The following is a 12,026-nucleotide window of genomic DNA, read 5'->3' as shown; positions in this document are numbered from 1 at the left end:
AGAGGTAACACCATGACTTTCACGACTACTCCTCGTCGTCTCGCAAAACGCATTGCACTGGTTGCCGGTCTCAGCGTGCTGTCGGTCCAGGCTTTCGCCGGTGGCGACGCCGCGCTGTACGGCCCGACCGCACCGAAAGGCTCGACTTTCGTGCGGGTCTACAACGCCAGCAACGCCGAAGTCAGCGCCACTGTCGGCAGCACCAATCTGAGCGACGTTGCGCCACTGACCAGCAGCGACTTCAGCTTCATGCCGGGCGGCGATTACAGCGCCAAGGTCGGCAGCCAGACCTTGCCGGTGAAACTTGCCGGTGACCACTACTACACCCTGGTCAACAACGCGTCCGGCGCGCCGCAACTGATCGAAGAACCACCGTTCAAGAACAAGCAGAAATCCCTGGTGCGCGTGCAGAACCTCAGCGACAAGCCGCTGACCCTGAAGACCGCCGACGGCAAGACCGACGTGGTGCCGAACGTGGCCGCCAAGGGCCGTGGCGAACGTGAAATCAACCCGGTGAAAGTCAGCCTGGCGCTGTACGAAGGCGACAAGAAAGTCGGCGACGTGAAACCGGTCGCCCTGGAGCGCGGTGAAGCAGCGGTGCTGTACGTCACCGGTTCCGGCAGCAGCCTGTCGCCAGTCTGGGTGAAACGCCCGGTGTCGACCCGCTAATTATTTTCCAGACTGCCCCCGCGCCCACTGTGGGAGCGGGCTTGCTCGCGAAAGCGGTCTGACATTCAACAGCTATGTCGACTGATACACCGCCTTCGGGAGCAAGCCCCCTCCCACCCTGCGACCGGGTTGTCAGTTCGGATACGAGACAAAAACAAGAGTGAAACGACACAGCGTTCGTGCCTCTAACCAATCGATTTTATGGAGTAAACAATATGATTCCGGTGATCTTGTCAGGTGGTAGCGGTTCACGTCTTTGGCCGCTTTCGCGCAAGCAATTCCCTAAACAATTCCTCGCCCTGACCGGTGAACACACGCTGTTCCAGCAAACCCTGGAGCGTCTGGTGTTCGAAGGCATGGACACACCCATCGTGGTCTGCAACAAGGATCACCGCTTCATCGTCAACGAACAGTTGGCCAACCGTAATCTCGAATGCCAACGCATCCTGATGGAACCGTTCGGCCGCAACACCGCGCCAGCCGTGGCGCTGACCGCGATGATGCTGGTCAACGAAGGGCGTGACGAACTGATGCTGGTGCTGCCGGCCGACCACGTGCTGGAAGACCAGAAAGCCCTGCAACGCGCATTGGCCCTGGCCACCGTCGCCGCCGAAAACGGCGAAATGGTGCTGTTCGGCGTGCCGGCGACCAAACCGGAAACCGGCTACGGCTACATCAAATCCACCGGCGATTCGCTGCTGCCCGAAGGCGTCAGCCGCGTCTCGCACTTCGTCGAAAAACCTGACGTCAAACGCGCCACCGAATATGTCGAATCCGGCGGCTACTACTGGAATAGCGGCATGTTCCTGTTCCGCGCCAGCCGCTTCCTCGAAGAGCTGAAAAAGCACGATCCGGACATCTACGACACCTGCCTGCTGACCCTCGAGCGCAGCCAGCAGGACGCCGACACCGTCACGCTGGACGAAGCCACTTTCGCCTGCTGCCCGGACAACTCCATCGACTACTCGGTGATGGAAAAAACCCAGCGCGCCTGCGTGGTGCCGCTGAGCGCCGGCTGGAGCGATGTCGGTTGCTGGTCGTCGCTGTGGGAAGTCAACGAGAAGGATGCCAACGGCAACGTCAGCAAAGGCGACGTGGTGATCCAGGACAGCAAAAACTGCATGATCCACGGCAACGGCAAACTGGTGTCGGTGATCGGTCTGGAAAACATCGTCGTGGTCGAAACCAAGGACGCGATGATGATCGCCCACAAGGACAAGGTTCAGGGCGTCAAGCAGATGGTCAACACCCTCAACGAGCAGGGCCGCAGCGAAACCCAGAACCATTGCGAGGTCTATCGTCCGTGGGGCTCCTACGACTCGGTGGACATGGGCGGGCGTTTCCAGGTCAAGCACATCTCGGTCAAACCGGGCGCGTGCCTGTCGCTGCAGATGCACCACCACCGCGCCGAACACTGGATCGTGGTCAGCGGCACCGCCGAAGTGACCTGCGATGACAACGTGTTCCTGCTCTGCGAAAACCAGTCGACCTACATCCCGATCGCCTCGGTGCACCGCCTGCGCAACCCGGGCAAGATCCCGCTGGAAATCATCGAAGTGCAATCGGGCAGCTACCTCGGCGAAGACGATATCGAGCGTTTCGAGGACATCTACGGTCGTTCCACCCCGATCGAACGCGGCGTTTCGGTGAAGACCATCGCGCAGTGATCACCCCGCAATAAGAAGCCCCCGTCCAGCCCGCTGCGTCCCCATCCGCAGTGGGTTGGGCGGGGGCTTTTTTGGCCTGTTCACATTCCTCCAACGCTTGTTCTGATAATTAACGGGGTAACATTTTTGCTTTTATCACGTATCTATGTGCCGTCCCGAATCGTGCGGTGTTATCCATGTAGGACCTTCCTTTTGGAATGTGTTGCACGGAAACTACTTTAACTTTGTTATACATTGGAAACGTTACTTCTCCCTCGGATGCATACAACCCCTCAGAAACACCTGCATGTCCAGGTTCCACCTCAAAGTGCCACATTATGGATTTACCGGACACGTAGCCCATGCCTGGGTCTTTGGATGTTGACATTATCAACTTAGAGCGGATGTTTACATTCAGTATGCTTTCTGTAGCATCGTCTCCGACGCTCTCTACAAACTCGGCAAGCCATGGGTAGCTATTCAATATGGCTGTTGTGTCTCCTCGGAAAAGCTCCTTTACATCCGCACGATGATAACTTGGCCATTCTTCATCTATTTTCCCTAAAACACCCTGAACTTCCAAAGCTTTGTCATTATCGATATTCCTGGCGGGAGGAGTCATATTTCGTCCAACTTCCCGCCATACATCTACAAACTGCGTTATATCGTCAATTGAACTGTAGTGCTCAATATTGAGCTTCTGAAGAGCAATTGTGAATGAAGAATAATAAGGATATTCACCCCCTTGTTGTTTATACAATGCCGGATCTTCTTTAATGACCCATTTTTTAGTGGTCAATGGTCGGGAGGCTGCTCCCGGTAAAGGGGGAGGTATGCCTGAGACAGGTGGCGGCGGGGGTGGCAATGCTGGCGGTCCTGGAGGACCGGATTGCTCTGGAAGCTGCGGCCTGCGTCCATCTGCATCGATCAACGTACCGGGGTTATTTCTGACCATCCGGTACAGGTTCAAACCATCCACTTCCCCCGCCGGGTCCGGACTGCTCCATTTTTGCAACCAGGAGATGTAGTAGCGGTGACCGTAGTAATCAAGTCCGGTCGCATCACGCTCCTTGCCTGAATAACGGACGAATTTGTAGCTGAGTTCGCCGTTCTGCCAAGCGCTGGTACCGAACGGGTGATACTTCTCCCGACCAATCAACGTACCGTCACCGGCAGTTTCCAGACTAACCGAACCCAAGTGATCGATATGTTGGTATCGCCATCGATTGTTGACTCCCGAAGGCGGCGGGCTCTCCCAATGCTGTACTCGAGCGTTGTCGGTAACGATGATCTGCAACCGTTCGCCGGTACCGTTATCGGTGCGCAACTCCAGCCCGGGCAAATAGCGTACGTCGGCAATCAGGCTTCGGACGCCAGTTCGCAACGAACGGACCTTGCGTACCCGCTGGCTGCCACCATCGTACAGATAGACCTCATGATCATTGATACCTGAGGCACGCTCCACCGGACAGACCGTTTGCAGTTGATTGCGCAGGTTCCAGTTCAGTACCCGCCCTGACTCCAGCGTCAGCAGGTTGCCTCTGCGGTCGTAGGCAGCTTCGATTTCTGCCTCACCGGGAATGACGTCCACGTAAGGCAAAGAGCGGTTGCTATAACGCGCCGGCTGCAGTTTGCGCCCGTGGCTTTGTGCACCGACATGAATCAGGTTGCACAGGTTGCCGCCGGGATCATATTCGTAAGTCTGTTGATAGTTGCTGACCGCCCCCGGATCGATGCGGCCCATCGATTGCGGGCCACGATTGACTGCGCCGGCCTCCCAACCGGACGCCTTGGTCAACTGGTAAAGACTGTCGTAGACAAAGCGACTGACCGGGTCGATGCGCTGGTTGGCGAAGTAACGGATCGGCAGTGACTTGTCTTCGATACTCAGGACATTGCCTACCCGGTCGTATCCATAACTCAAATGTTGCAGCACAAGACCATCAGCGTCTTCAGTCCGCTGAACCAACAGGCGATTGTCTTCGGGGCTATACGTCCGGGTGGTTTGTACACCGTTGCCGGCGGTTTCCTGCGTGACATTGCCTTGCGCGTTGTAGTGGATGTCCCTGACCAGGGTCTGCTCGGTTTCCCCCTTCAACTGCAAGCGGCGCTCGCGCAAGTGGCCATCGACGGTCAGCGCGAATGTATGCCGGTTTTCTCGGGCATCCGTCTGTTCCAGCACATCCCCCAGCGCACCATGGCGCCAGCGCGATGTCGCACCGGCGCCTGGCTCCAGCAGCCGCTGACGATCCGCCTCCGACTTAGGCCAGTCAGGTGCCAACGGATCCTGAGTGAAGTGGCGGGTGTCCTCGGTACATTCGCCGCTAATTGCAAATCGGTTGAACAGTACGCTGCCGGCCGGGTGATCATGACGGATCAGTTGACCGTAATGATTTTGCGCCAGATCGCCGCTGCCGGGATGACCGTAGGTCAATCGCTCGCCGCAACGCCGCGCCTCGCTTGCCCCTTGTTCGAATATCGCAACGGGTCGAAGCAAGGCATCGTACTCAATGTCGCGTCGCGTCTGACGGCTGTCCCAACTGAATACCGTTTGCGTGGCGAGCCCCTTCAACTCGATTTGCGTGCCGGTATCGACACTGTCCGAACGAATCACCGAGGCGCCCAAGGTAAACACTCGTGTCAGATTGGCCGGCGTCAGCGGGTCGCCGACCTGCGACAGCCAAAGCCGCGGATCCCACTGTTTAACCGCATGCCCCGCCGGGTCATGAAGGATGCGGTTGATCCGGGGGTCGACAGGGCCGTCCTCGATAGCCCGACAATAGTCGACCGTGCGAACCAACAAACCGCGCGGGTCGAACACAGACACCCTCGGCGTATTGATGTGCATGCTCATGAAAAGTCCCTCCCCGTGCGAGCGGCGTTGTTCGAACCTCCGGAATTTGAGCAGGCACAACGCATTTTCAACAACTGTCAGAAATTACAGTCCCGACCGATGGCGTCACGCTTTGCTCGGCGAATATCCATTCCCGCGCCCCTTCGGTAGGATGGTGCTCACGAGTTCAAGGAGCGTTCAAACATGTTCATCGGCGTTTTGCTGGTCATCACCTGGCTGATCCTGTTGTTGCGCTATCCGGCCAAGGCCGTGCCGGTGTCCGTCGCGGCTGCCGTTGGTCTGGGTTTGGTCGCGGTCTGGGTGGTGTGGCTGGACAACCGCGAACTCAAGCAACTGGCGCGTCTGGAGATGCGCATTGTCTATGCGCCTGAACAGTGCCCGGCGGATCGACCGCTGCAACTGAAAATGAAAAACGGCAACGACGTGCCGCTGACCGAACTGCGCTGGCGCATTGCAGCCTACGCGCCCGGTGACACGGTCAATCTGGCCGACAACCAATACACCGCCCCGCGCTATCGCGGTCCCGGCGAACTGCAGGCCGGCGGCGACTGGGAAGACTGCCTGCCGATGCCACCGCTGCGTCCCGGTTATCGCCCGCAAACCCTGGAGTTTCGCGCCGAGCGCTTGCAAGGCAGTTTCTCCGACTGATCCCCTCCCCCACTTTTTGCACAAGGAATGCGCCATGCCCGTTGCGTTGATTACCGGTTGCTCCAGCGGCATTGGCCGCGCCCTCGCCGACGCCTTCAAAGGCGCCGGTTACGAAGTCTGGGCCACTGCGCGCAAGAGTGACGACGTCGCGGCGCTGACCACCGCCGGGTTCACCGCGATCCCGCTGGACGTCAATGACAGCGTGGCGCTGGCACAACTCGCGGAACGTATCAACCAGCAACACGGTGGCCTCGACGTGCTGATCAACAACGCCGGTTATGGCGCCATGGGGCCGCTGCTCGATGGCGGCGTGCCGGCCATGCAGCGCCAGTTCGAGACCAACGTGTTCTCGATTGTCGGCGTCACTCGCGCACTGTTCCCGGTGCTGCGCCGGGCCAAGGGGCTGGTAGTGAACATCGGCAGTGTTTCGGGCGTTCTGGTCACGCCATTCGCCGGCGCCTACTGTGCGTCGAAAGCGGCGGTGCATGCGCTGAGCGATGCCTTGCGCATGGAACTGGCGCCGTTCGGCATTCGCGTGATGGAGGTCCAGCCGGGGGCGATTCAGTCGAGCTTCGCCAAGAATGCCGGGCACGAAGCCGAGCAGTTGATCAACGAGCAGTCGCCGTGGTTTCCGCTGCGCGAGGGGATTCGCGCGCGGGCCAAGGCCTCGCAGGACAAGCCGACCCCGGCTACCGAGTTTGCGGCTGAACTGCTCAAGGCTGTGCAGCGGGACACACCGCCACGCTTGATCCGCATTGGTAACGGCAGTCGGGCGTTGCCGTTGCTGGCGACGTTGTTGCCGAAGGGGTTGCTGGAGTCGACGTTGAAGAAGCGGTTCGGGTTGCGCGGGAAGCTTTGATACCGAGCTGGCGGGTGCTCGAACAAATTGACGCATATTTTTTTCGATACCGCACCTGTCAACATTGACAGTGTACAGCTCTCACCCAAAGTCACAGTATTCAGACCAGAAGGAGAATGGTTGTCCGAGCACAATGGCGTCGCTGATCGACCGTGGTCGCTAGAGATCGAGAACTCTTTCAATTGTTCAACGCCATTACAGGGTTGAATCCATGAACGTTTATCGATGGGTGACCTATGAACACTTCGCACAAACAAAAAACTCGGCGGCCCGGTGAAGCAGATCCGGATTTCGGAAAGCATGGCTCCGTATCAATGTACGAGCTCGACTTTCCCGAAAAACTTCAGGGAACACGTCTGATCCATGGACTGGCTCATTCAGATGGCAAAGTAATTATTGGTGCCGACCTTTATGACGCCAAAATCCAGCTTAACGTCTATGCCTTGATACGTTTGAACGACGATGGCCGCCTCGACAAAAAATTTGCCGAACTGGGTTTTCACGTTGGCAGTTTCCTCGATGGCCACTCTTGTGGCGCTGGAAAAGTGACCGTACTAGACGATGGGAAAATACTCTTACTGGGATGGACTCTCTCACCAGACAATGGCTGGGGGGAGTTGGTCGTTGCGCGTTTTCATGAAAATGGCGGTATCGATGAAAGCTTTGGCGAAAAGGGTCGTCGGATCATACCAAACGCTGAGAACAGCAAGTTCGTAGTTACATCGGAGAGCATTCAAGTCAACTCCCAAGGCACCTTGTTCATTACAGCGAACTACGCCAACCCGGATGCTTCGGATCATTACAGCGCAAGTATTTACAGCATCAAAGCCGATGGCTCATGGAACAACGAGTTCAATGGCACGGGTCACCTCAAGTTCACAGTCGATGCTGCGAGCCCGTTTACGGCGGTAAATAGCTGCCTGCTGCAAGGTGACAAACTGCTGATCGCCGGTAACGCGTTGTTGCAAGGGCTGGAAACTGCGTACGTCGCGCGGCTGAATCCGGACGGCAGCCCCGATCGCGGGTTCGGCGACATTCGAACCCCGGGCCTGTTTACCCTACGCGTCAATAATCTGAGCAACCGTTTCAACGACCTGAGTCAAGGACCTGATGGCAGCCTGGCCTGTTTCGGACAGAGTGGCGCCGATTGGGAAACATCGGCCGAGGGACTGTTAAGCATGTTGACGCCCAATGGCACACCGCATCGACTTTTCAATAACGGTGAGCCACTGCTCACACAACTCGATAGCTCGCCCACTGGCATTCGCTGGCGTTGTGGCTACACCCAAGAGGACGGCAAATTAGTAGCGTTGTCAGGTGATCAGAACCCGTACCTGGCCCGTCTCCTGCCTGATGGGAAACCGGATGAGGGCTTCGGAGAGTCTGGTTATGTAGAACTGAAAGATTCAGATGTGGATAAGAAACCTCTCTTCCAGTTAATCAAGGGCTCTGACAATCGCATCCTTCTGTCATTAAACTATGCGCATCTGGGTGGTTTTGGTCGTATCGATGCCTACTTAGGCTGATATTCGGCAGGCAGACAGCGCTATTCAACGCGCTGTCTGCACCAAAGCCCTTACCCCCAACCTTTCATGAAATCAATAAACGCCCGCACCTTCAGCGGCAAATGCCGGGTATCCGGATACAGCGCGTAAACACCCTGCTGAGCAAAACGGTAATCGGCCAGCAACCGTACCAGTCGCCCGGCTGCCAGATCCTCCTGAATCAGCCATTGCGGCAAAATCGCCACGCCTTGCCCGGTCAGCGCAAACGCCCTGAGCGTCGCCGAATTGTCGGCGACGATGGCGGTGGTACCCGGTTTTGGCTGGTAGAAATGCTCGGTCCCGGTCGGGTCGGTCACAGTCATCTCAGGGACTCGGCCGTGGCCCAGCGTCGGCATCGACTCCAGCGTCGCCAGTGTGGCAACCGGCGCGAAGCGCTCGACCAGCTGCGGCGCCGCCACCGCAAACACCTCGAACGTCGACAACTGCACCGCGCGCAGATTGGAGTCGTGCATGCGCCCCAGACGAATCGCCATGTCAAAGCGTTCAGAGATCAGATCGGCATGGGTCGAGGACGTCGACAGATGAATGTTCAGTTGCGGCTGTTGCTGACGGAACACCTCCAGCGCCGGCACCACTTGGGCCAGGGCGAATTCCACGGTGGTGGTGATGCGCAACGTGCCCTTGAGTTGCGAATGCTCGGAGCGCGCTTCCTCGATCGCCAGTCGCGCTTCGTCAAGGGTGCGCAGACAGCGTCGATAAAAACGCTCGCCGGCATCGGTCAGGGCCAGTTGCCGCGTGTTGCGCGTGAGCAAGGTAACGCCCAGTTCTTCTTCCAGACGCTTGAGATTGAAGCTCACCACCGCCCGGGTCTGGCCCAGAGTATCGGCGGCCGCGGTCAACGAGCCGGCCTCGACCACGGCTTTGAAAGTGTCAAAACGGTCCAGGCTGACCATGTCCCACGCACTCCTTGTTAAAAATATTTTGACAAACTAGCAGGCAAACCAGCGTTTTCCTAACGCCTGAAGCCCCCTAACCTGCACGTCTCATCACAGGGAAGCTGCCATGGCCTATCGCTCGAAAGTTGCGCTGGTGTATCTGTTCGGGTTTGCCCTCGACCTGCTGAACATGTTCGCCGCGAGCATCGCCTACCCGGACATCGCCCGGGAATTACAGGCATCCGTGACGCAACTGGCGTGGATCACCAACGCCTACATGCTCGGGCTGACACTGATCATTCCGCTGAGCGTGTGGCTGGCGGCGCGGCTGGGCGAGCGGCGGCTGATCCTTGGCTCGTTGCTGGTGTTCGGCATCGCCTCCGGTCTGGTGGCCCAGGCCGGGTCGATTGAAAGCCTGATCGGCTGGCGCCTGCTGCAAGGACTCGGTGGCGGCTTGCTGTTGCCAATCGGTCAGGCCTTGGCGTATCGGCAGTATCCAGCGACACAACGCGCACACCTCACCGGCGCGGTGCTGATGGTCGCGTTGCTGGTGCCGGCCCTGTCGCCGGCGGCGGGCGGCCTGATCGTCGAGGCGTTGTCATGGCGCTGGATTTTCTACCTGAACATGCCCATGGCGCTGCTGGCTTTCGGATTGGGTCTGCTCTGGTTGAAAGCGGATCAGGCCACCCTTGAACGCCCGACGCTGGATCTACTCGGTCTGCTGCTGGCCGTATCAGCCCTGAGTCTGTTGTTGATTGCCGTGAGCCTGGCGAGCGCCGCCGCTACCCGTCACCTCGCCGCCGGGGTTCTGCTGCTCGGCGTCCTGACCTTATGGCTGTACCTGCGTGATGGCTGGCACAAACCCGACGCGGTGCTCGACCTGCAACTGATCAACAGTCCGTCGCTGCGCCTGGCGATGCTGATCTACCTGTTCGTGCCCGGGGTGTTTACCGGTACCAACATGATTGCCGTGTTGTACCTGCACGAGCTCGGTTTCGGCGCGGCGCAAACCGGTGCGCTGATGCTGTCCTGGGCGGCCGCCTCGGGTGTGGCGATCATGCTCGGCAAACGCAGTTTCAACCGTATCGGCCCCAAGCCGTTGCTGATCGCCGGGATGCTTTTGCAGTGCCTGGGGATTGTCCTGCTGATGCGCATCGAACAACCCGCCGCCGCGCCGCTGATCATTGCCTATGCCTTGATGGGTCTGGGCGGCAGCCTGTGCAGCGTGACCGCGCAGAGCCTGGCGTTTGTCGGCATCGCGCCGGAAAAAATGGGCCACTCCAGTGCGCTGTGGAACATCAATCGCCAGCTCGGTTTCTGCCTCGGCGCGGCGCTGCTCAGTTCGTTGTTGGGCGCTTTGGGCGGCAACGGTTTCCGCTACTGCTTTCTCGCCGCCGCGCTGCTCACGCTGTTGCCGATGGTCGCGGTGCTGCGTTTCGATGCCTCCAAAGTGCTCGCCCTTTTGAGCTCACCTCCCCTTCAGGAAAAATCCACATGATTGACTACAACGAATATTTTGATGAAGTGATCCAGGCCCACCTGGTCATCGAACGCTGGTTTGCCGTGGAGCAGGATTCGGCGGAACTTGCGCGTTTGCTGAGCCGGTTCTCGGCGGATTTTTCCATGGTCACGCCGCTGGGCCGGGCGCTGGATGTCGAGGCCTTGCGCGCATTGTTTCAGTCGGCGGGCGGGAAGAAGCCCGGCTTCAGAATCGAGCTCAGTGAGCTGCGCGGGATTGCACTGCATGCGCATGGCGCGACGCTGACTTATCGCGAGCAGCAGAGCGATGCGAGCGGGTTGCGCACCGATCGCCGATCGACGGTGGTGTTTGAAAAGACCGAGGCCGGGCGGGTGCTGTGGCGGCATTTGCAGGAGACGTTTTGCCAAGGCTGATGCGATCCTTTTGTGGCGAGGGAGCTCGCTCCCGCTGGGCTGCGCAGCAGCCCCGATACCTGCCCCCAGCCCTGTCAGGCACACCGCGCAGTCAGCTTTTACGACTGCTGCGCAGCCGAGCGGGAGCAAGCTCCCTCGCCACAGGTTTACTCTCCTGTGTCCTGCTTCACCACCACCGTGCAGGTAATCCCCGCCGCCAACAACACACCCTCCGGCACTTCATCGATGTGAATGCGCACCGGCACCCGCTGCGCCAGTCGTACCCAGTTGAACGTCGGGTTCACGTCGGCGATCAGCTCGCGGCTTTCCGGGTTGTCGCGGTCGTAGATGCCGCGGGAAATACTCTCCACATGCCCCTTCAAGACTTCGCCGCTCATCAGTTGCATGTCGGCTTTGTCGCCTACGCGCACGTGCGGCAATTTGGTCTCTTCGAAGAAGCCGTAGACCCAGAAAGAGTTCATGTCGACCACGGCCATTTTCGCTTCGCCGATGCGCGCGTAGTCACCGCGATGCACGTTGAGGTTGGTCACGTAGCCGTCCACCGCCGCGCGCACTTCGGTGCGTTTCAGGTTGAGTTCGGCGGCTTCCAGTTGGGCTTGCGCGTGTTGATAGTCGGCCTGCGCGGCGTCGGCGATGTTGCTGGCGTCGTCGCGGTTTTCCTTGGAGATCACCAGATTGTCGAGGTCGGCGCGGCGGTGCGCGTTGACCTTGCGCATCTCCCACGTCGCCTTGCGCGAAGCCACCAGCGACTGCGCCTGCTTCACCGCGAGACGGTAATGCTCGGGGTCGATCTGCATCAGCAGGTCACCCTTCTTCACCAACTGGTTGTCGCGCACCGGTACGTCGACCACTTCCCCGGTGACGTCGGCGGCGACGTTGATGATGTCCGCCCGCACCCGGCCGTCACGGGTCCACGGGGTATTCATGTAGTGCTCCCACAGGGTCCGGCCGATCCACAGTGCCATGGCCAGCACCAGCAGGGTCGCGAGCAGGCTGAAAAACTTTTTCATCAGAACG

Annotated in this window: 10 protein-coding genes; 7 read left to right on the top strand and 3 right to left on the bottom strand. The window is 59.0% G+C overall.

Annotation, left to right across the window (positions count from 1 at the left end; translation table 11 throughout):
- The first annotated feature begins 12 nt into the window (after positions 1-12).
- On the top strand, positions 13-669 hold the full coding sequence (locus ACVHNU_RS01320; RefSeq protein ID WP_473018850.1) for an alginate O-acetyltransferase AlgF: 657 nt from the start codon (positions 13-15) through the stop codon (positions 667-669).
- Positions 670-884: 215 nt separating this feature from the next.
- Entirely contained in the window at positions 885-2,336 is a 1,452-nt protein-coding gene (locus ACVHNU_RS01315) for a mannose-1-phosphate guanylyltransferase/mannose-6-phosphate isomerase (protein WP_003221833.1), read from the top strand.
- 109 nt (positions 2,337-2,445) lie between these two features.
- Here ACVHNU_RS01315 and ACVHNU_RS01310 read toward each other — a convergent pair whose 3' ends face one another.
- Positions 2,446-5,169 carry an RHS repeat domain-containing protein gene (locus ACVHNU_RS01310; RefSeq protein ID WP_473018849.1) on the bottom strand — a complete coding sequence of 908 codons (2,724 nt, stop codon included), beginning with the start codon at positions 5,167-5,169 and terminating at the stop codon, positions 2,446-2,448.
- Between the two features lie 183 nt (positions 5,170-5,352).
- Between ACVHNU_RS01310 and ACVHNU_RS01305 the strand changes: the two genes are divergently transcribed.
- The 3 genes from ACVHNU_RS01305 (at position 5,353) to ACVHNU_RS01295 (ending at position 8,202) form a co-directional block, all read left to right on the top strand.
- Positions 5,353-5,817 carry a hypothetical protein gene (locus tag ACVHNU_RS01305; protein WP_003221822.1) on the top strand — a complete coding sequence of 155 codons (465 nt, stop codon included), beginning with the start codon at positions 5,353-5,355 and terminating at the stop codon, positions 5,815-5,817.
- A 34-nt stretch (positions 5,818-5,851) separates the two neighbouring features.
- On the top strand, positions 5,852-6,676 hold the full coding sequence (locus ACVHNU_RS01300) for an SDR family oxidoreductase (protein WP_473018848.1): 825 nt from the start codon (positions 5,852-5,854) through the stop codon (positions 6,674-6,676).
- Positions 6,677-6,912: 236 nt separating this feature from the next.
- Positions 6,913-8,202 (top strand): NHL repeat-containing protein, encoded by a 1,290-nt coding sequence (locus tag ACVHNU_RS01295; protein WP_473018847.1) that lies wholly within the window; start codon positions 6,913-6,915, stop codon positions 8,200-8,202.
- Between the two features lie 50 nt (positions 8,203-8,252).
- Here ACVHNU_RS01295 and ACVHNU_RS01290 read toward each other — a convergent pair whose 3' ends face one another.
- Entirely contained in the window at positions 8,253-9,134 is an 882-nt protein-coding gene (locus ACVHNU_RS01290; RefSeq protein ID WP_473018846.1) for a LysR family transcriptional regulator, read from the bottom strand.
- Positions 9,135-9,243: 109 nt separating this feature from the next.
- Between ACVHNU_RS01290 and ACVHNU_RS01285 the strand changes: the two genes are divergently transcribed.
- Both ACVHNU_RS01285 and ACVHNU_RS01280 read left to right on the top strand, forming a co-directional pair.
- Complete coding sequence (locus tag ACVHNU_RS01285; RefSeq protein WP_473018845.1) at positions 9,244-10,614, top strand: MFS transporter; 1,371 nt, start codon at positions 9,244-9,246, stop codon at positions 10,612-10,614.
- Positions 10,611-11,009 (top strand): DUF4440 domain-containing protein, encoded by a 399-nt coding sequence (locus tag ACVHNU_RS01280; protein WP_473018844.1) that lies wholly within the window; start codon positions 10,611-10,613, stop codon positions 11,007-11,009. The genes ACVHNU_RS01285 and ACVHNU_RS01280 overlap by 4 nt, the downstream gene beginning before the upstream one ends.
- A gap of 146 nt (positions 11,010-11,155) precedes the next feature.
- On the opposite strand, the gene ACVHNU_RS01275 is transcribed toward ACVHNU_RS01280, so the two are convergent.
- Positions 11,156-12,019: an efflux RND transporter periplasmic adaptor subunit gene (locus tag ACVHNU_RS01275; protein ID WP_473018843.1), complete on the bottom strand. Its 864-nt coding sequence runs from the start codon at positions 12,017-12,019 to the stop codon at positions 11,156-11,158.
- Positions 12,020-12,026: the final 7 nt, after the last annotated feature.

This window comes from Pseudomonas sp. Ors-4-3C (assembly GCF_055755035.1).
Note: the sequence above shows the minus strand (reverse complement) of the source record. Positions and strands in the feature narration are given on the sequence as shown.